Here is an 18915-nt window from a genome sequence, read left to right on the forward strand (position 1 = left end):
CGGAGCCGCGGTCGGGCTGCTCTGCGGGCGCGGGGTCGGGGTCGGGCCGGGGCCCTGCTGCGCCTGCTGCCCGTCACCGGTCAGGGCCTCGGCGGCGTTGCGCACCATCGAGCGCCAGTCGGTGCCGCCCTGCGAGCCGGAACCATTCGCACCGGAACCGCCCGATGACGTCGTCTTGTCGAGAGCCTTCTGGGCCATCCCGAGCAGTCGCGAGAAGCCGCTCATCGGTGATCCTCCTTCGTGTCGGTGGTGCGGGTGTGGGTCGCATCGGTATCCGGAGCACCGAGTGCCTGCCCCTTGCGGGCGTCGCCGCGGGTCTTCGCGAGACTCGCGACCGTGGCCACCGTGATCGTGGCGCCGATGAACAGCAGCGAGAACCAGATCGGGATCTCGGGCACCCACTCCACGTGCTGCCCGCCGTTGATGAACGGCAGCTCGTTCACGTGCAGGGCGTGGAACACGAGCTTCACCCCGATGAAGGCGAGGATGACGGCGAGGCCCTGCGAGAGGTACACGAGGCGTTCGAGCAGTCCGCCGATGAGGAAGAACAGCTGCCGCAGGCCCATCAGTGCGAAGGCGTTCGCGGTGAACACGATGTACGCCTCGTTGGTGAGCCCGTAGATGGCCGGGATGGAGTCGACCGCGAAGATCAGGTCGATGAAGCCGATCGCGATGATCGTGAGGAACATCGGCGTCACGAAGCGCTTGCCGCTCTTCACGACGGTCAGCTTGTCTTTGTTGTACTCATCCGAGACCGGCAGGATGCGGCGCACGAGCTTCATGAAGCGCCCGTTGGCCGGGTCGGACTCGTGCGAGCTGAACGCCTGGCGGTAGGCCAGGAACAGCAGCAGCGCGCCGAAGAGGTAGAAGATCCAGCTGAGGTTCTCGATCAGCGTGGCGCCCACGGCGATGAACCCGCCGCGCAGGATGAGCGCGATCACGATGCCGATCATCAGCACCTTCTGCTGGTAGGCCTTGGGCACCGCGAAGGCGCCCATCACCAGGAGGAAGACGAAGAGGTTGTCGATCGACAGCGCCTTCTCGGTGAGGTAGCCGGCGAAGTACTCGCCGCCGTAGGTCCATCCGGAGACCACGCCGATACCCACGCCGAACAGCAGCGCGAGACCGATATAGAACGCCGACCAGCGGGCCGACTCGGCAATGGTGGGCTCGTGCGGCTTTCGCACGTGCGCAAAGAACTCGTAGACGAAGAACGCGATGGTGACGGCGATCGTGATGATCCACGTCAGGAAGGTGACCTGCACAGGGTGCTCCAAAGGGGTTGGCGAAACGATGACGCCAAGGTCTCCTCCGTTCTGACTTTCATCAGAACCGGCGGCCCGGGATGCGACTTCACATCCGTATTGACGGGCCGGCCGCAGCCGGGAGTACTCCCCTTGTTGCCGACAAGTCTACCAGACGGATCAGTAGCGGATGGCGTCGATCACCTTCACGCGCACGGCCACGAGTGCCGGCAGGAGGCCTGCGAGCGCCCCCACCACGGTCGCCGCGAGCAGCCCGAGCAGTGCGGCCTCCGCGGGGAACGGCGGGAAGTCGCTCACCATCCCCTGGCCCACGAACTCCATCGTGACCGGGTTCTGCACCAGCAGGACGGCGGCCACGACCCCCACGGCGCCGGCCGCGATGGTGGCCACCACGCTCTCCATCATCACGGCGAAGAACACCCGCCCCGCGGTCGCCCCGAAACTGCGCCGGATGCCGATCTCCCGCACTCGCTGCTTCACCGTCACGAGCGCGATGTTCACCAACCCCAGGGCTCCGAGCAGCAGCACGAGCACGGCGATCCCGCCGACCACGAGCTTCGTGACGAGGAACGGGTCGTCGCCGAACTGCGCGTAGTCCTGCCGGAACACGTCGACCTGCGCCCCGTCGCCGAGCGCCGCCGTGAAGTCGCGCTTCAGCACCTCCGTCAGCTGGTCGGAGATCTCGGGCGGAACCCACATCTCGTACTGCGTCTGCCCGCCGCCGAAGCCCGAGGGGTCGACCGCGCTGCCTGCCGGATCCGCCTCCCGCATCGCCTGGTAGTCGCCGGCGAGCAGGTACATGGCGGGCTCGGTCTCCCAGCCGGCAGCGGGATACACGCCGACGACGACCGCGGTCGTGCCGTCCTCCCCGCCGAGCCTGACCACCGGATGCGTCTGCAGATCCGGGCGCCCCAGCCTGTCCCAGAACACCTCGTTCACCACCAGCGGTGGGGCGAGCAGCTCCTCGTCGCCGGGCGCGAACCACGAGCCCTCGCTCACCTTCACGCGGTGCATGTCGCCGTAGGGCTGATCGACCGCCTGCACACCAACATTCGCGGCGCCGGTGACGAAGGGCACGAGCTCGCCGCCCTGCATCACGCGGCTGCCGTAGCGGATGTCGTAGCGGGCGAGCGTCTCGGCCCAGGTGGAGTCCATCGTCTCGGCGTCCACGGCCGATCCGTCGTTCGTGTACGCCGAGAGGTAGAGGGTGGCCGGCCGCCCGCTCGAACGCTCGCTGAGCTCTTCGTTGGCCTGCTGCACGATGCCGCCGAGCGCCACCACCGTGGTGAGCGAGCACACGGCCACCGCTACGCCGATCAGCGAGAGCAGCACCCGCGTGCGGTGCACGCGCAGCTCCTGCCAGGCCTCGAGCACCGCGCCGACGAAGCCGGTGAGCATCCGCTTCATGCCAGCACCTCCGCCCGGGTCAGCACGCCCCGGTCGAGCCGGAAGTGGTCGCGGGCGCGCCGGGCGATCGCCGGGTCGTGCGTGATCGTCACCAGCGCCGCGCCCGTTCCCGTCGCCACCTCGTCGATCAGTTCCATCACACTCTGCCCCGTGTCGAGATCGAGCGCGCCGGTGGGCTCGTCGGCGAGGATGAGCCGCGGACCGCGCACGAGCGACCGGGCGATCGCCACGCGCTGCTGCTCGCCGCCGGAGAGCCGGTCGGGCATGCTGTCGACCCGGTGTCCGAGACCCACCTGTTCGAGCATCCCGGCCGCCAGCGCCCGGCGACGCCAGAACTGCCGGCCCTCGGCGTAGAGCAGCGGCATGGCCACGTTCTCGAGCGCGGTGCGCCCGGGCAGCAGGTTGAACTGCTGGAAGATGAAGCCGATCTGCGCCCCGCGCACGCGGTCGCGGGCGGCTCCCGAGTACGACTTCACGGGCTTGCCGTCGAAGCTGAGCAGCCCGCTGGTGGGCACGTCGAGCAGGCCCATCAGGTTGAGCAGGGTCGACTTGCCCGATCCGGAGCGCCCCACGATCGAGATGCGGTCGCCCGGCTCCACGGTGAGGTCGACGCCGTTCAGGATGGTGAGGGCCGGCTGATCCGGCGGAAGCACCGTGCGGGTCACGTCTTCGAGCTGCAGCAGGCTCACGCGCAGGCCATCGAGCCGTCGGGGAACGTGGTGCAGCCGTCGGCGCCCGGGGTCACGGCGAGCGCGCCGGGCGCGAACTGCAGGATCTCCTCGCCCTCGGCCAGGCCGCCGGTCACCTCCACCTGGCTGCCGTCGCTGAGGCCGAGGCCCACCGCGCGCTCCTCGGTCGCGCCATCCGCGGTGCTCACCCAGACGGTGCCGCTCTGCGCCGCTCCGCGCACGGCGGTGGTGGGCACCACGAGCACGTTCTCGGCCTTTCCGCCGGCGATCGTCATTTCGGCCGCGAGGCCCGAGAACACGGTGACGCCGTCGGGCACCGGGCAGCTGACGGTCGTGGTCGAGCCGCCCGATCCGCCGCCGCCGGTCGCGCCGAGACCGGATGCGCCGCCCTCCGTGCCGCCTCCGCCCGATCCGCCGTCGCTGCCGGGCAGCGGGGTCACGATCCGTAGCCCGGTGCAGGTGAACGGCGCGGGCCCACCGGTGATGGCGATCGAGGCCTCGGTGGGCTGGTCGATCAGCCGGTACTGCTGCTCGGGCAGCAGCGATCCCGAGACCGAGAAGGTGGGCGGCGCGACCTGGCCGGCCACCATGCCGATGGTCACGTCCTGTCCGGCGATCACGCCGAGGGCGCTGAGGGTTCCGGATGCCGGCGCCAGCACCTGCTCGTAGCGGAAGATCGCCGGCAGCGGCTTGCCTTCGGCGTCGACGGTCTCGGTGGGATCGCGCTCGATCTGCACCTTCACGTCGAACACCACGTCGCCGGCCGCGACGGGAGCGCCCTGGGCCACGAAGATCTCGTCGACCGTGCCGGCCGCGGTCGATTTCACCGGGATCGCGGGATCGGCCGACACGGTGGCCTTCACCAGCACGTCGTTCACGATGGTGCCGAGCGTCGCAGCGGTGCGGGGCTCCACGATCTCGCCGGTCGGCACGGCCGGATCGGCCTCCACCGCCTGATCGGGGAAGAAGGCCAGCTTGGCGAGGGCCACGGCGATCACCGCGATGATGACGATCCTGAGGATCGGGAACACCCATTTCCGGACGACGCCCACGTGACTCCTCATCGCTCTACGACAGTGGTAGATCTACTCTCGCAGACCGATCGAACGCGTTCCCCTGGGCTCTGCAAAGGTGCCCCCGCTATGATCGGTCGCCATCCTAGACTCGGACGATGAACGAGGATGCAACCCGCCCCGCCTCCGATGCCGGCCGGCCGGCAGCTGCCGGGCCGGGCCGTGGGTTCATCGTGCGGCGCACCGTCGAGGCCGACTGGCCCGAGGTGCGGGCGCTGCGTCTGGAGATGCTGGCCGATACGCCGATCGCCTACCTCGAGACCCGCGCTCAGGCGCTGCGGCGGCCGGAGGCGCAGTGGCGGGCCTGGGCGCGCGACGGCTCCTCGCAGGCCTCCATCACGGTGGTCGCGATCACCGACGAGGGGCGCTGGGTGGCCACCATGATGTCGAAGGTGCCGCTCGGCGCATCCGGGGCCTACCTCTACGGCGTGTACGTGGCGCCCTCGCACCGCGGCCGGGCGATCGGCGTGACGGATGATCTGCTCGGCGTGATCGAGGAATGGGCGGCGACCCGGGGCGGCTCGCTCAGCCTCGAGGTGAACGAGGACAACGCGCGCGCCGTGGCCGCCTACCGCTCCCGCGGCTTCGTGGAGACGGGCGTCACCCGCCCCTACCCGCTCGACCCCGCCCAGCGCGAGCTCGAGATGCGCAAACCGCTCACCCTCGCCTCCCCGCCCGGTTCCCGGTGAGGTGCGGGCGGGGAGGCGCGGGCTACGCGAGGTGCTCGGCCGCGTAGGCGGCGAGCGCGTCGCGCACGAAGGCGCCTCCGGTGAGGCCGCCGTAGTGGGCGGCGAAGCGCTCGTCGGTGGCGTAGAGGTCGCCGAGGCCCACGAAGTAGTCCCTCGCGGGGCCACCTGTGGGGGCGGTGGGTGTGCCGGGCACACCGGCGAGCCAGTCGTACTGGCGCTGGGCCAGCTGCTGCGCTTCGGCTCCCGACGGGTCGGCGCCGCGGGCGGCGGCCTCGCGCCAGTCGCTCTGCAGCGCCTCGAGGCGCTGCTGCCACCGGGCCTTCTCGGCCGGCGACTTCGCGCGCCACCAGGCGTCGCTCGTCGCGTACGCGTCGGCACCCCAGCGCTCGGTCACCTCTTCTTTGTGAGCAGTGTGGTCGAAGCCGTCGAACATGGTGTCTGCCATCAGATCATCACCTCCTTCCATCATCTCGATCGTGGACTGCACGGAGGCGATCCGCCGTCCGAGCCGCTGCTGCTCGTCGCGCAGCAGCTCGAGGTGCCGGCGGAGCGCGGCCGGAGCATCCGTGTGCTTCTCGAGCACCTCGGCGATCGCCGGCAGCCCGAGGCCGAGTCCGCGCAGCAGCAGCACGCGCTGCAGCCGCACGAGCGCGGTCTGGTCGTAGTAGCGGTAGCCGTTCGCGCCGATCCGGCTGGGCTCCACGAGCCCGAGTTGGCCGTAGTGGCGCAGCGTGCGGCTCGTGACACCGGTAAGCCGGGCCACCTCCTGGATCGGCCAGTCGGTCGTCATGGTCATCATCTCCTCCACAGGCGAGACTACGAGTTGACGTCGCGTCAATGTCAAGGCCGGCCTGCGGGCTCGTAGTAACGTCGATCGAAAGCGCAACACCGGCGAAGTGCAGTACCGACGAATTCAGGAGACCGCCATGGCACGCATCGGATCGAGCGACCTCGAGGTGTTCCCGCTGTCACTCGGCGGAAATGTGTTCGGCTGGACGGCCGACCGTGACACCTCGTTCGACATCCTCGACGCCCACGCGGCCGGTGGCGGCAACTTCATCGACACCGCCGACACCTACATGGCCAGCGCCCCCGGCAACGTCGGCGGCGAGTCCGAGACGATCCTCGGCGAGTGGTTCACCCGCCGGGGGTCGCGCGACGCGACCGTGATCGCCACGAAGGTGGCGAAGCATCCGCAGTTCAAGGGACTGTCGGCCGCGAACATCGCCGCGGCGGCGGATGCCTCGCTGGGCCGCCTGCAGACCGACCGCATCGACCTGTACTACGCGCACGCCGAAGACCCCGAGACGCCGCTGGAGGAGACCGCCGCGGCGTTCGACGCCCTGGTGCGGGCGGGCAAGGTGCGCTACCTCGGCCTGTCGAACTTCTCGCCCGAGAACACCGTGCGCTACCTCGAGATCGCCGACGCGAACGGCTTCGCGCGGCCCGTCGCCCTGCAGCCGCACTACAACCTCGTGCACCGCAACGACGTCGAAGACCACCTCGTGCCCATCGCGCTGCGCGAGAGCCTCGGCATCATGCCGTACTTCGCACTGGCGAGCGGATTCCTCACGGGCAAGTACCGCTCGAAGAGCGACTTCGAGGGCAGCACCCGGGCGGCGTCGGCCTCGAAGTACGTCAGCTCGCAGGGTCTCGCCATCATCGACGCGCTGGAGCAGATCGGCACGGCGCACGGCGTCTCGATCGCCACCACCGCTCTGGCCTGGCTGGTCGCCAAGCCCGGCGTCACGGCTCCGATCGCGAGCGCCAGCCGTCTCGATCAGGTCGCCGACCTTCTCGCCGTCGGCTCGACGCAGCTCACCGCCGACGAGGTGGCCCGGCTCGACGAGGTCTCCGCGTGGAATCCGGGCGGCACCGCATGACTCCACCGTTCGGTCGCAAGAAGGTCGAGCCCACTCCGGCGGCTCCGGATGCCGCGGGGGCGGTGGCCTCGAGGCGCGCGTTCCTGAAGGCCGCCGCCGTCGGCGCGGCGGGAGCTGCCGCGGGCGGCGTGGCCGGTGCGGCCATCGGCGCGGGCGTCTACGCGCAGGAGTCCTCGCTCGACTTCGCACCCGAGACGCCGGAGGCCGAGCCCGGCTTCGAGCACCTCGTCGTGGTGATGTACGAGAACCGCTCCTTCGACAACCTGCTCGGCTGGCTCTACAAGAACGAAGAACTGAAAGACGGCCAGAGCTTCGAGGGGCTGCACCAGGGCGACCACTCGAACCCGGTGCCCGGCACCGACGAGGTGATCAAGGCGCACGCCTACACCGGCTCGACCGACGAGATCATGGGGAGCCCCAACCCCGATCCGGGCGAGGAGTACTCGCACGTGAACACGCAGCTGTTCCAGAAGGTCGACCCCGAAGGCAACAGCGACCTGCACGCCAACGGCCTGCAGTACCCCTACAACGCGCCCGGTCCGAACGAGAGCCCCACCATGAAGGGCTTCGTGCAGGACTACATCATCAACTACAAGCGGCTCACCAAGAACAAGAAGGAGCCCTCGCGCAAGGAGTACGAGCTGGCGATGGGCGGCTTCACGCCCGACATGCTGCCCGTGTTCAGCACGCTGGCCAAGAACTTCGCGGTCTACGACCACTGGTTCAGCGCGGTGCCCTCGCAGACCTTCTGCAACCGGGTGTTCTTCCACGCCTCCACCTCGCACGGCTACGTCACCAACAAGGGCGACGGCGGCTACGACAAGTGGCTCGACGCCGCGAACGATGCGCCCACCATCTTCAACCGCCTCGAAGAGGCCGGCCTCAGCTGGCGGGTCTACTACGACGCCGCGCAGCTGGTGTCGATGACGGGCGTGCTGCACGCACCGGTGCTCGAGCCGTACTGGAAGACGAACTTCCGGGTGATGGAGCAGTTCTACGACGACGTGGCGAACGGCGACCTGCCCGACTACTGCTTCATCGAACCGCGGATGATCTACAACCACAACGACATGCATCCGCCGCACGGCACCCTGCGGGAGAGCGACGACGCGACGGATGACGGCGATGTCGTGATCGACGGTGCGGTGTCGGATGCGCGCGCCGGCGATGCGCTGCTGCACGCCATCTACTCGGCCGTGCGCTCCAGCGACAGCCCGACCGGATCGAACGCGATGAACACCATGCTGCTCGTCACCTTCGACGAGCACGGCGGCACCTACGATCACGTGCCGCCGCCTTCCGCCACGCCACCCCGAACCGGCGAGGCGGGCGAGATGGACTTCACCTTCGACCGCCTGGGCTGCCGCGTGCCGGCGATCGCGATCTCGGCCTACACCGCGAAGAACACCATCATCAACGAGCAGATGGACCACGGATCGGTGATCGCCACGCTCACCAAGCTGCATGGGCTCAAGCCACTGACGCACCGTGACGTGAATTCGCGCGACATGTTCGACGCGGTGAACCTGAAGAAGCCGCGCCCCGCATCCGAGTGGCCGCAGACGCTGCCGCAGTACACGCCGCCGAACCCCGAGGTGAGCTTCGACGCCACCTCCGAAGACCAGCGGGCGAAGCCGATCAGCAACCCGGCGAAGGGCCTGCTGGGTCTGGTCATCGCCAAGTACGGGGTGAAGGGCGAACCCGAACCCGACACCTACGGCGAGGCCTACGCAGCGCTGATGGAGACGCAGAACGTCAACGGCCAGCTCTTCGGCACGCTCGACTCGATCGACGGCACCCCGACGCCGAAGGCCACTCCCGATCCTTCGCACTCCCCGACGCCCGGCGCCTGAGAGTCCTGCTCAGCACTCCGGAACGTTCACGGCGAGGCCGCCGCGGGAGGTCTCGCGGTACTTGTCGCTCATGTCGGCGCCGGTCTGGCGCATCGTCTCCACCACCTGGTCGAAGCTCACGTGGTGGGCGCCGTCGCCGCTGACCGCCAGCTTGGCCGCCGTGATGGCGGTGACCGCGGCCACGCCGTTGCGTTCGATGCACGGGATCTGCACGAGGCCGCCGATCGGGTCGCAGGTGAGGCCGAGGTGGTGCTCCATCGCGACCTCGGCCGCGTTCTCGACTTGGGCGGCGTTCGCGCCGAGCAGTGCCGCGAGGCCCGCAGCGGCCATCGCCGAGGCGGATCCCACTTCTCCCTGGCAGCCGACGTCCGCTCCGGAGATGGAGGCGCGCTGCTTGATGATGCCGCCGATGGCCGCAGCCGTGAGCAGGTAGACCTCGACGTCGCGTCGCGCGTCTGCCGAATCGAACGCATCCGGATGGCGGCGCCCGAGGGCGTGGTAGAGCGCGGCCGGCACGATTCCCGCGGCCCCGTTGGTGGGGGCGGTCACCACGCGGTTGCCCGCGGCATTCTCCTCGTTCACGGCCATGGCCGCGATGGTGGCCCACTCGGGCGAGTTACCGGCGCCGTCGGCCACGAGCGCCCGCGCCAGCCGGGCCGCGCGCCGCGGAACCCGCAGCCCGCCCGGCAGTTCGCCCTCGGTCGACAGCCCTGCCTCGATGCACTCGCGCATCACCGACCAGATGCGCTGCAGCCCCTCACTCACACCCTCGGCGCCCTGCTGATGCCGTGCGGCCTCGTTCGCGAGCACCACCCCGGCCACGCTCAGCCCGCTCTCCCGGCACACCGCGAGCAGCTCAGCGCCCGAGGCGAACGGATGCGGCTCGGCGGCGGGCGGCACGGCGGCGGGTGACGGGTCGGCGCCCTCGCGGAGGATGAAGCCGCCGCCGATCGAGAAGAAGGTCGCCGCCTGCACGGTGTCGCCGAAGCGCGCCGAGAAGGCGATCTCGTTCGCGAAGCGGCCTCGAACGACCAGCGGATGCTTCGCGATGTCGACGGTGCCGAACCGGATGCCGGCCGCCGGCGAACCGGCCAGCCGCAGGGGCGCGCCGGCGTCGATCTCGTCCACGCGCATCCGCCCGGCCTCGGGATCGATGCTCTCGGGTTCACCGCCCTCCAGGCCGAGCAGCACCGCCCCGAACGTGTTGTGCCCCTTACCGGTCGCGGCGAGCGACCCGTAGACGGCGACGCTCAGCGCGTCGGGAGCGACCCCCGGATGCGCCGCCGCGCACTCGAGGGCGAACTCGCGCGCCGCCCGCATCGGTCCCACGGTGTGCGAGCTCGAGGGCCCGATCCCGATCGAGAACAGCTCGAACACTCCCGCGATCCGCTCTCCGGAGGCGTCGGCGGCAGGAGCGGAGCGGGACGACAACGTCATCCCGCCACCCTAATCCGCTCGCATTCCGCCTCTGGAGCATCCTCCCGAACACGCAAGAACTCCTCGCGATCCGTCGATTTCGGCCCTGAAAACCAGGGTTTAGGGCTGAAATCGACGGGTCGCGAGGAGGAGGAAGAGAAGAGAGGAAGGGGAAGGGGCGTCAGGCTCCGACGAGCTTCTCGGCGAGGTAGCCGGTGAGGCGATCGAGCGAGATGCGCTCCTGCGCCATGGAGTCGCGCTCGCGCACGGTCACCGCGTTGTCGTCGAGCGAGTCGAAGTCGACCGTGATGCAGAACGGGGTGCCGATCTCATCCTGCCGGCGGTAGCGACGGCCGATGGCGCCGGCGTCGTCGAAGTCGACGTTCCAGTTCTTGCGCAGGTCGGCGGCCAGTGTCTTGGCCAGCGGCGAGAGCGCCTCGTTCCGCGACAGCGGCAGCACGGCGGCCTTCACCGGCGACAGGCGCGGGTCGAGCTTCAGCACGGTGCGCTTGTCGACGCCGCCCTTGGTGTTCGGGGCTTCGTCTTCATGGAACGCGTCGACCAGGAACGCCATCAGCGAGCGGGTGAGTCCGGCCGCGGGCTCGATCACGTACGGCGTCCACCGCTCGTTCGTGGTCTGGTCGAAGTACGACAGGTCGGTGCCGGAGGCCTTCGAGTGCGTGGTGAGGTCGAAGTCGCCGCGGTTGGCGACGCCCTCGAGTTCGCCGAAGGCCGATCCGGTGAACCCGAACTTGTACTCGATGTCGACGGTGCGCTTGGAGTAGTGCGACAGCTTCTCGGCGGGGTGCTCGTAGAGCCGCAGGTTCGACGGGTCGATGCCGAGGTCGACGTACCAGTTGAAGCGCTCGTCGATCCAGTACTGGTGCCACTCTTCGTCTTCACCGGGCTTGACGAAGAACTCCATCTCCATCTGCTCGAACTCGCGGGTGCGGAAGATGAAGTTGCCGGGCGTGATCTCGTTGCGGAAGCTCTTGCCGATCTGGCCGATGCCGAACGGCGGCTTCTGCCGCGAGCTGTTCAGCACCGCGTTGAAGTCGACGAAGATGCCCTGAGCGGTCTCGGGGCGCAGGTACGCCATCCCGCCCTCGTCGTCGACCGCGCCGAGGTAGGTCTTCATCAGGCCGGAGAAGTTCTTGGGCTCGGTCCACGAACCGGGCTGCCCGGTCTCGGGGTCGCGGATGTCGGCGAGGCCGTTGACCGGCGGATGCCCGTGCTTCTCTTCGTACTGCTCGAGCAGGTGGTCGGCCCGGTAGCGCTTGTGCGTGTGCAGCGACTCGACCAGCGGGTCGGAGAACACCTCGACGTGGCCGGAGGCCTCCCACACCGTGCGCGGCAGGATGACGGCCGAGTCGAGGCCCACGACGTTGTCGCGGCCCTGCACCATGGACTTCCACCACTGGCGCTTGATGTTCTCTTTGAGCTCGACGCCGAGTGGCCCGTAGTCCCAGGCCGACCGGGTACCGCCGTAGATCTCTCCTGTCGGGAAGACGAAGCCGCGGCGTTTGGCCAGGGCGATGACGGAATCGAGACGGGATGCAGGCATGGTGTGATCTCCGGTTGTTCCGCGCGGCCGGCTGCTCGTGCGGGATCAGCCACAACTCTACCGGGGCGGGCTGAAGCGCTCAGACGCCGTCGGTGCTCAGACGCCCTTCAGCTGGCCGGTGTGAGGATGGCGGCAGGCCCGGTCGACGCCGGCTCGCACCCAGCAGGAGGGGAATGGACGTACCCGTCTGGCTACTCGCCATCCGCATCGACCACGGCCCCGCGATCTGGGCCATCCGTCTGATCGCCGTCGCGTTCGTGCTGGTGCTCGTCATCCGACGCCCCACCCGCCGCTGGCTGCTCACGGCTCCGCTCGCCCTGCTCGGCGGCGCGCTGCTGGCCCTCGCCGCCACCTGGCTGCTGCAAGACGTGCTCGACGTCTTCGACTCGCCGATGGAGCGTGACGTGCGCCTATGGATCGCCGCGACCGGCGCGGCCGTCGGCCTCGCGATCGCGAACCTGTGGCTCTCCCGGTGGTGGCGCAAACTCGTGGCCGTGTTCGCCATCGCCGTCTTCGCCCTCTGCGGTGCGCTCGGCGTCGCCTCGGCCTCTGGCATCGCCAAGAACGTCGGCGACCTACTGGACATGCCCGTGGAGCAGCCGCTGAACGTCTCGTCGCTAGCCCCGCACTCCACGAACCCGCCCGGCGCGCTCGCCGCATCCTGGACCGCCCCGCCCGGCATGCCCACCACCGGCACCGAGGGCACGGTGACCATACCGGCCACCGCATCCGGCTTCCCGGCCCGCGACGCCATCGTCTACCTCCCGCCCGCCGCCCGGTTGCCGGATGCGCCGGCGCTTCCGGTGGTGGTCTTCATGAGCGGCCAGCCGGGAGCGCCCGACGTCTCCGACATCGGCGCGAGCCTGGACTCCTTCGCCGCCGAGCACGGCGGGCTCGCCCCCATCGTGGTGTCGGTCGACCAGCTCGGCGGAGACGGCGACGACAACCCGCTCTGCATCGACGGCTACGAGGGCAACGCGCAGACCTACGTCAACGTCGACGTGCCCGCCTACATCGCCAAGACCTTCAACGTGCTGACCGGGCCGGCGAACTGGACCATCGCGGGCTTCTCGAACGGCGGGGGCTGCGCTATCCGCTTCGCCGCCGCCTTCCCTGAGCTCTGGGGGAACGTGATCGACATCGCCGGCGAGCTCGGACCCGACCTCGGCAGCCCCGAGGAGACGATCGACGAGGGCTTCGGCGGCGACGTCAAGGCCTACGACCACGCGCAGGCCGGAGCGATGCTGGCCGCCGGGGCGCCCTTCGCCGACACCGACGCGATCTTCGCCGACGGCACCGACGACGAGCCCTTCCTCTCGGCCTCCCGCAGCGTCTCCGCGGCCGCCGCAGAGGCCGGCATGCGCACCTCGCTCTTCATCTCGCCCGGCACCGGGCACGACGTCGACACCATCGCCTACGGCTTCGATCACGCCTTCCCCCTGCTCTATCCGCGCTGGGGGCTCGCATCGACGGGCTGAAACGGCCGAGATCGGGTAGCTTCGTGCCATGGGGACGCACGAGATGACAGGACACCTCGGATGACAGGCCACCAACGATGACGCCCGACGAGATCTCCATCACCAACCTGCCGCTGGCCGGCATCGGGCTGGCCATCCTCGCCGCCGCCCTGCTGGCCATCGGCAACGAGCTGCAGTCACGCGGGGTGGCGAAGGTGCAGGCGCGCTCGGGTGCGGATGCCGCGCTCGGCGCCCGCCAGTTCACCCGGCTCCTGCGCAACCGGATCTGGCTGCTCGGCAGCGTCGCCTTCGCCCTCTCGATCATCGTGCAGCTGGCCAGCCTCTCGCTCGCGCCGCTGATCGTGGTGCAGCCCGTGGGCGTGACGGCGCTGGTGTTCGCGGCGCTGCTCACGGCGATCCTCACCCGGCACCGGCCCTCGCGGCGGGTGGCGCGCGCGATCCTGGTGAGCATCGTGGGCGTGGGCGTGTTCGTCACGGTGGCGGCGATCGTGGCCGAGCAGCACCCGATCGTCGAGACGCAGCTGGTCGCCATCCTGATCGTGCTCGCCGTGGTGCTTCTGCTGCTGGCCGGGGTCTTCGTGCTCTCGCGGGTGCGCGACCGCCCGGTGCATCCGATGGTCTACGTGCTCGCCGGCGGGCTGCTCACAGGGTTCGTGGCGACCCTCGGCAAGACCGTCATCCTGCGCGTGCAGACGGTGTTGAGCACGGAGTTCCACTTCGACGCCGCGACGGTGCTCACGCTGTTCTGCGTGCTGGGCATCCTGGTGGCCGGCGGGCTCTCGGTCTACTTCGTGCAGGTGGCGCACGCCTCGAACAACCCCGAGCTGGTCGTGGCGGGACTCACCGTGATCGACCCCGTGGTGGCGGTGGCGCTCGGCATCACGATCCTCGGCGAGGCCGCGGGCGCCCCGATCTGGGCGGTGATCGCGTTCGTGCTGGCCGGTGCGGTGGCCGTGGGCGGAGTCTTCCTGCTCTCGGCCGCGCAGAACAAGGACGCGGTGGAGGCCTCCGCCGAAGCTCACTGATCCAGCGGCAGCAGGATGCCCTTCACCGTCGGGTCGGTCGCCAGGAACTCCTGCACGGCCGGGTCTTGGAACGCGGCGATCAGGTTCTTGATGTTCGGGGTGTCGAGGTAGTCGGTGCCCACGGTGAGCTGGCCGGCGAAGTCGTCGGGCGCGGTGGGGGCGAAGATCTGCTGCTCGATCGGGATGCCGGCAGCGAGGTAGTACTCGGTGTAGCCGACGGCCGCGTCGAGGTCGGGCAGCGCGCGCGACTGGGCGGCGAAGTCCAGCAGCACGAACTGCAGGTTCTTCGGATTCTCGGCGATGTCATCCTGAGTCGCGTACGACTTGTCGATGCCGTCCTTCAGCGTGATCAGGCCGGCGTTCTCGAGGATCTGCAGGCCCTGCGCCTCGTTGGCCGGGTCGGAGTAGAGCGAGACCGTGCCGCCATCCGGAATCTGCGAGACGTCGGTGTACTTCTGCGACCACAGTCCGAAGCCCCAGCGGAAGACGGGCGTCGCCGCCGTCTCCTTGAAGTCGGGGTTGGCCTCGAGAACCTGGCTCAGCCAGAGCTTGTGCTGGTAGATGGTGCCGGCGACCTCGCCCGAGCTGACCGCGCTGTTCAGGGTGGTGCTGTCGGAGAGGCCGCGGAACTCGACTTTGATGCCGTACTTGGGCGCGACCTTCTCGGCCACGAACTCCACCAGCGCCTCCTCGGCCGCGTTGCCCTCGGCGGTGACGACGGTGAGGGTGGCGCCCTCGACCTCGTTGGCCGAGGTGGCGGGGCTCACCAGCGGGATCGTGATGGCGGCGGCGACACCGATCACCACGACCGCGCCGCCCGCGATCCAGGGCCAGCGGCGGCGCTTCTTCAGTTCGAAGCCGTGATCGGTCTCGGGCGAGGAGGAGGGAGGAGGGGTGGATGCGGACATGGCTGTGCTGTGCCTTTCGGTGGGTGGGAGTGATTTACGCCTGGACGGCGGTCTTGGTGCGGAGGGTGGTGGCGCGGCGGGAGCCGGCGCGGGTGGAGGTGCGCAGCTGGGGCGTGGTGAAGCGCACCAGGCGGTCACCGATCAGCTGCACCGCGGCGACGGTGGCGACCAGGATGACGATCGTCACGCCCATCACGGTGTTGTCGAAGCGCTGGTAGCCGTAGGTCACGGCGACGTAGCCGATGCCTCCGGCGCCGATCGTGCCCGCGATGGCCGAGTACTCGATCATCGCGATGGTGTTGATGGTGAGGCCACCGATGATCGAGGGCACCGCCTCGTTCAGCTGCGCGGTGCGGATCACCTGCAGGTTCGAGGCGCCGGATGCTTTGGCCACCCGGGCGTAGGAGGGCGGGATGCTCCGCAGCGAGTTCTCGACGATCCGGGTGAAGAACGCGATGCCCGCGATCGACATCGGCACGACGGCGGCCGGGATGCCGATGTTCGTGCCCGTCACGAAGCGGGTGAACGGGATGATCGCGGCCATCAGGATCAGGAACGGCAGCGAGCGCCCGATGCTGATCACCCAGCTGAGCACGGTGTGCAGCGAGCGGTTCTCGAACAGGCCTCCCGGTGCGAGATTGAAGATGATCGAGCCGAGCGGGATGCCCACGATCACGACGATGGCCATGGTGATGCCCACCATGATCAGCGTCTCGCCGAGGGCCGGGAACACCAGCGCGGGTATCTCGTTCAGCGGCACGGTCTGGTTGGCGAGAACCCCGAACCCGGCGAGCGCGCTCACGCGACCCGCTCCAGTTCGTCGATCTCGTCGCCGGCGCCCGCGCTCGCGCGCTCCGCTGCGAGCCCCAGTTCTTCGGCGGCGGCGACGACCCGGTGCGCCTCGATCGCCGGCAGGCCCACGGTCGCGTGGCCGACAGTGGCGCCGTTGATCGTCTCGATCGAGGCGCCGAGAAGCGAGACGGGCACGCCGAGGCGCTCGGAGAGCTGCGTGATCCAGTCGGTCGGAACCGCTTTCGCGGCGTAGGCGAGCTGCCACGCGGTCTCGCCGGTCTCGGGCTCGGTGTGGCCCCGCCACGGGCGGAGTGCGCGGCCGAGATCGGAGGCCGGATCCTGCAGCAGGTCCACGATGCGGCCCGACTCCACGATGTGGCCGTGGTCGAGGCGCGCGACCGAGTCGGCCACCTTCAGGACGGTGTCCATCTCGTGCGTGATGAACAGGATCGACAGTCCCAGGTCGTCGCGCAGCTCTTTCAGCAGCGACACGATGGCCTCGGTCGACTGCGGGTCCAGGCCCGAGGTGGCCTCGTCGGAGAGCAGCACGGAGGGCTTCAGGGCGAGCGCGCGGGCGATGCCGACGCGCTGGCGCTGGCCGCCGGAGAGCTGGTGCGGGTAGTGGCCGGCCCGATCCGCCAGTCCGACCCGGTCGAGCAGCTCGGCGACACGGCGCCTGGTCTCGGCGGCGGTGACGCCGAGGTACTGCAGCGGCAGGGCCACGTTCTGTGCGGCGGTGCGGCGGGCGAACAGGCCGTCGGACTGGAAGATCGTGCCGATCCGGCGCCGGGCGACCTGGAGCTCGGCCTCGGAGAGATCGGAGAGCACCTCGCCGTTCACCACGACGGAGCCGGAGGTGGGGCGTTCCAGCAGGTTCACGCAGGCGGCGAGGGTGCTCTTGCCGGCACCGCTCGGCCCGACCACCGCGAAGATCTCGGCGGTGTCGACGCGGAAGTCGAGGTGGTCGAGCACCACGGTCGCGTCGGCGCCGTGGCCGTAGACCTTGGTGAGCTGCTGGAGGCCGATCATGTCGTGATCGCCTCGCCGATGGTGAAGCGGGCGCCGTGGTGCTCCGCGGGCAGGCGGTCGCCGCGGCCGTGCAGCTTGTTGCGCAGGGTGCCGGGCGCGTAGCCCTCGGGGTAGGCGCCGCGGCGGCGCAGCTCGGGGATGATGAACTCCACCACGTCTTCGAAGGTGCCGGGCGTGATGGCGTAGGCCAGGTTGAAGCCGTCCACATCCGTCTCCTCGACCCAGGCCTGCAGGTCGTCGGCGATCTCGCTGGGCGAGCCGACGATGAACGGGCCGAGCCCGCCGATCGCGCCCAGCTTGGCGATGTCGCGCACCTTCCATTCGCCGCCGTCGTCGTTCGCGGCCTGGAAGTTCGAGACCGCCGACTGGATGGCGTTGCTCTTGACGTTGCCGATCGGCTCGTCGAGGTCGTACTGCGAGAGGTCGACGCCCATCCAGCCCGACATGAACACCAGGGCGCCCTCCTCGCTGGCGTAGCTGAGGTAGTCGGCGTGCTTGGCGTGGGCCTTCTCGGTGGTCTCGTCGGTGATGATCGTGATCAGCGTGTAGATCTTCGCCGAGTAGCGGTCGCGCCCGGCTTCTTCGAGGGCGTCGCGGATGTTCTTCACTACGCCCTTCAGCACCGTCTTGGTGGGCGCGGCCACGAAGATCGCCTCGGCGTTGCCGGCGGCGAAGGCGATGCCGCGGGGGCTCGCGCCGGCCTGGTAGATCACCGGGGTGCGCTGCGGCGAGGGCTCGGCGAGGTGGATGCCGGGAACCGTGTAGTGCTTGCCGTAGTGGCCGATCTCGTGCACCTTCGCGGGATCGGTGAACACGCCCGACACGCGGTCGCGGATGACGGCGTCGTCCTCCCACGAGCCCTCCCAGAGCTTGTAGAGCACCTCGAGGTACTCGTCCGCCACGTCGTAGCGCTCGTCGTGCTCGAGCTGGTCGTCGTGGCCCATGTTGCGGGCGGCGCTCGGCAGGTAGCCGGTCACGACGTTCCAGCCCACGCGGCCGCCGGTGAGGTGGTCGAGCGTCGACATCCGCCGGGCGAACGGGTAGGGGTGCTCGTACGCGGTGCCCGCGGTCACGCCGAATCCGAGGTTCTCGGTCACGGCGGCCATGGCCGAGATGAGCAGGATCGGGTCGTTCACGGGCACCTGGGCGCCGTGCCGGATCGCGGCCTCGTTCGAGCCGCCGTACACGTCGTAGGTGCCCAGCACGTCGGCGATGAAGATGCCGTCGAACGAGCCGCGCTCGAGCAGTTTCGCGAGGCCCGTCCAGTACGAGAGCTCCTTGTACCGCCACGACTGGTCGTCGGGGTGGCGCCACATGCCGGAGGACTGATGGGCGACGCAGTTCATGTCGAAGGCGTTGAATCGGATCTGCTTGGTCACGCCCGCCATGATTGCCGCCGCCTGCGGCCACGAAGGCGCTTATGACAGTTTGCGACGAAATCTCTCGTCGGATGAGGGCGACAGTGGAGGGCGTGGTGTTCGACGTGCGTCAAGGGGCGGGGGCGATGGCGGGCCAGCGGTCGGCGGCGTTAACGATGCCGGACGGGGCTGCAGAGGCGGACGGGGCCGTGACGGCGATCGCGGCGGCGGCCAGCCGGTGTGGTCGAGCACGGAGACTGCGACGGAGGCGAGGCCAGCCACGACGTCGCCGTCCTCCTCGGCGTAACCGCGGCGGCGAACGTCGTCGAGCAGGCGCTTCAGCGATCCGTAGTTCTGGGGACCGGTGTCGGTGCGGTGCGCGAAGGCGGTGCGGTCAAGGAAGAGCGCCCACAACTGCTTCGGGGGCAGGGCCGCGAGCATCGCGCGGCCAGTCGCCGTTGGGGGGCTAACATTTTCCTTCTGAAA

17 protein-coding genes and 1 pseudogene are annotated in these 18915 nt (G+C 69.5%); 5 read left to right on the plus strand and 13 right to left on the minus strand.

Going from position 1 to position 18915, the window contains the following annotated elements:
* The 5 genes and pseudogenes from Q0D75_RS08090 to Q0D75_RS08110 form a co-directional block, all read right to left on the minus strand.
* Nucleotides 1-225: pseudogene (locus tag Q0D75_RS08090) on the minus strand (cation-transporting ATPase); the annotation flags it as partial.
* Nucleotides 222-1265, minus strand: a complete 1044-nt coding sequence (locus Q0D75_RS08095) for a TerC family protein (RefSeq protein ID WP_291051574.1) — start codon at nt 1263-1265, stop codon at nt 222-224. The gene Q0D75_RS08095 and the pseudogene Q0D75_RS08090, both read right to left, overlap by 4 nt.
* A gap of 159 nt (nt 1266-1424) precedes the next feature.
* The gene (locus Q0D75_RS08100) at nt 1425-2672 is read right to left on the minus strand and encodes an ABC transporter permease (protein ID WP_291051577.1); all 1248 of its coding nucleotides are present in this window, start codon (nt 2670-2672) and stop codon (nt 1425-1427) included.
* Nucleotides 2669-3361: an ABC transporter ATP-binding protein gene (locus Q0D75_RS08105; protein ID WP_291051579.1), complete on the minus strand. Its 693-nt coding sequence runs from the start codon at nt 3359-3361 to the stop codon at nt 2669-2671. Before Q0D75_RS08105 ends, Q0D75_RS08100 begins: the two co-directional genes overlap by 4 nt.
* Nucleotides 3358-4413, minus strand: coding sequence for a hypothetical protein (locus tag Q0D75_RS08110; RefSeq protein ID WP_291051582.1), 1056 nt, complete (start codon nt 4411-4413; stop codon nt 3358-3360). Before Q0D75_RS08110 ends, Q0D75_RS08105 begins: the two co-directional genes overlap by 4 nt.
* Before the next feature lie 119 nt (nt 4414-4532).
* Between Q0D75_RS08110 and Q0D75_RS08115 the strand changes: the two genes are divergently transcribed.
* The gene (locus tag Q0D75_RS08115) at nt 4533-5123 is read left to right on the plus strand and encodes a GNAT family N-acetyltransferase (protein ID WP_291051585.1); all 591 of its coding nucleotides are present in this window, start codon (nt 4533-4535) and stop codon (nt 5121-5123) included.
* A gap of 22 nt (nt 5124-5145) precedes the next feature.
* On the opposite strand, the gene Q0D75_RS08120 is transcribed toward Q0D75_RS08115, so the two are convergent.
* On the minus strand, nt 5146-5913 hold the full coding sequence (locus tag Q0D75_RS08120; RefSeq protein WP_291051588.1) for a TipAS antibiotic-recognition domain-containing protein: 768 nt from the start codon (nt 5911-5913) through the stop codon (nt 5146-5148).
* A 136-nt stretch (nt 5914-6049) separates the two neighbouring features.
* On the opposite strand from Q0D75_RS08120, the gene Q0D75_RS08125 reads away from it, so the two are divergent.
* The gene (locus Q0D75_RS08125; protein ID WP_291051591.1) at nt 6050-7006 is read left to right on the plus strand and encodes an aldo/keto reductase; all 957 of its coding nucleotides are present in this window, start codon (nt 6050-6052) and stop codon (nt 7004-7006) included.
* Entirely contained in the window at nt 7003-8859 is a 1857-nt protein-coding gene (locus Q0D75_RS08130) for an alkaline phosphatase family protein (protein WP_291051594.1), read from the plus strand. Before Q0D75_RS08125 ends, Q0D75_RS08130 begins: the two co-directional genes overlap by 4 nt.
* Before the next feature lie 9 nt (nt 8860-8868).
* On the opposite strand, the gene Q0D75_RS08135 is transcribed toward Q0D75_RS08130, so the two are convergent.
* On the minus strand, nt 8869-10296 hold the full coding sequence (locus Q0D75_RS08135; protein ID WP_291051597.1) for an L-serine ammonia-lyase: 1428 nt from the start codon (nt 10294-10296) through the stop codon (nt 8869-8871).
* Between the two features lie 160 nt (nt 10297-10456).
* Nucleotides 10457-11839 carry a glycine--tRNA ligase gene (locus Q0D75_RS08140; RefSeq protein WP_291051600.1) on the minus strand — a complete coding sequence of 461 codons (1383 nt, stop codon included), beginning with the start codon at nt 11837-11839 and terminating at the stop codon, nt 10457-10459.
* 173 nt (nt 11840-12012) lie between these two features.
* On the opposite strand from Q0D75_RS08140, the gene Q0D75_RS08145 reads away from it, so the two are divergent.
* Nucleotides 12013-13317, plus strand: coding sequence for an alpha/beta hydrolase-fold protein (locus tag Q0D75_RS08145; RefSeq protein WP_291051603.1), 1305 nt, complete (start codon nt 12013-12015; stop codon nt 13315-13317).
* A gap of 77 nt (nt 13318-13394) precedes the next feature.
* Nucleotides 13395-14342: a DMT family transporter gene (locus Q0D75_RS08150; protein WP_291051605.1), complete on the plus strand. Its 948-nt coding sequence runs from the start codon at nt 13395-13397 to the stop codon at nt 14340-14342.
* On the opposite strand, the gene Q0D75_RS08155 is transcribed toward Q0D75_RS08150, so the two are convergent.
* Genes Q0D75_RS08155 through Q0D75_RS08175 form a run of 5 tightly spaced genes read right to left on the minus strand, consistent with a single transcriptional unit; the run spans nt 14336 to nt 18870 of the window.
* Nucleotides 14336-15250, minus strand: coding sequence for a MetQ/NlpA family ABC transporter substrate-binding protein (locus tag Q0D75_RS08155; RefSeq protein ID WP_291051608.1), 915 nt, complete (start codon nt 15248-15250; stop codon nt 14336-14338). The genes Q0D75_RS08150 and Q0D75_RS08155 overlap by 7 nt on opposite strands.
* Nucleotides 15251-15284: 34 nt before the next feature.
* Nucleotides 15285-16052, minus strand: coding sequence for a methionine ABC transporter permease (locus Q0D75_RS08160; RefSeq protein WP_291051611.1), 768 nt, complete (start codon nt 16050-16052; stop codon nt 15285-15287).
* A complete protein-coding gene (locus tag Q0D75_RS08165) occupies nt 16049-17071 on the minus strand; it encodes an ATP-binding cassette domain-containing protein (protein ID WP_291051614.1) in 1023 nt (340 codons plus the stop codon). Before Q0D75_RS08165 ends, Q0D75_RS08160 begins: the two co-directional genes overlap by 4 nt.
* Nucleotides 17068-18450: an LLM class flavin-dependent oxidoreductase gene (locus tag Q0D75_RS08170; protein ID WP_291051617.1), complete on the minus strand. Its 1383-nt coding sequence runs from the start codon at nt 18448-18450 to the stop codon at nt 17068-17070. The genes Q0D75_RS08165 and Q0D75_RS08170 overlap by 4 nt, the downstream gene beginning before the upstream one ends.
* A gap of 39 nt (nt 18451-18489) precedes the next feature.
* Nucleotides 18490-18870, minus strand: a complete 381-nt coding sequence (locus Q0D75_RS08175) for an IclR family transcriptional regulator C-terminal domain-containing protein (RefSeq protein ID WP_291051620.1) — start codon at nt 18868-18870, stop codon at nt 18490-18492.
* Between the last annotated feature and the right edge of the window lie 45 nt (nt 18871-18915).

Origin of the sequence: Herbiconiux sp. (genome assembly GCF_023264855.1) — a bacterium.
Lineage (GTDB): Bacteria > Actinomycetota > Actinomycetes > Actinomycetales > Microbacteriaceae > Herbiconiux.

Coding starts and splice junctions, on each gene's coding strand:
- Q0D75_RS08100 (WP_291051577.1), bottom strand. CDS start 2,672: ATGAAGCGGATGCTCACCGGCTTCGTCGGCGCGGTGCTCGAGGCCTGG.
- Q0D75_RS08115 (WP_291051585.1), top strand. CDS start 4,533: ATGAACGAGGATGCAACCCGCCCCGCCTCCGATGCCGGCCGGCCGGCA.
- Q0D75_RS08120 (WP_291051588.1), bottom strand. CDS start 5,913: ATGACGACCGACTGGCCGATCCAGGAGGTGGCCCGGCTTACCGGTGTC.
- Q0D75_RS08125 (WP_291051591.1), top strand. CDS start 6,050: ATGGCACGCATCGGATCGAGCGACCTCGAGGTGTTCCCGCTGTCACTC.
- Q0D75_RS08130 (WP_291051594.1), top strand. CDS start 7,003: ATGACTCCACCGTTCGGTCGCAAGAAGGTCGAGCCCACTCCGGCGGCT.
- Q0D75_RS08135 (WP_291051597.1), bottom strand. CDS start 10,296: ATGACGTTGTCGTCCCGCTCCGCTCCTGCCGCCGACGCCTCCGGAGAG.
- Q0D75_RS08140 (WP_291051600.1), bottom strand. CDS start 11,839: ATGCCTGCATCCCGTCTCGATTCCGTCATCGCCCTGGCCAAACGCCGC.
- Q0D75_RS08145 (WP_291051603.1), top strand. CDS start 12,013: ATGGACGTACCCGTCTGGCTACTCGCCATCCGCATCGACCACGGCCCC.
- Q0D75_RS08150 (WP_291051605.1), top strand. CDS start 13,395: ATGACGCCCGACGAGATCTCCATCACCAACCTGCCGCTGGCCGGCATC.
- Q0D75_RS08155 (WP_291051608.1), bottom strand. CDS start 15,250: ATGTCCGCATCCACCCCTCCTCCCTCCTCCTCGCCCGAGACCGATCAC.
- Q0D75_RS08165 (WP_291051614.1), bottom strand. CDS start 17,071: ATGATCGGCCTCCAGCAGCTCACCAAGGTCTACGGCCACGGCGCCGAC.
- Q0D75_RS08175 (WP_291051620.1), bottom strand. CDS start 18,870: ATGCTCGCGGCCCTGCCCCCGAAGCAGTTGTGGGCGCTCTTCCTTGAC.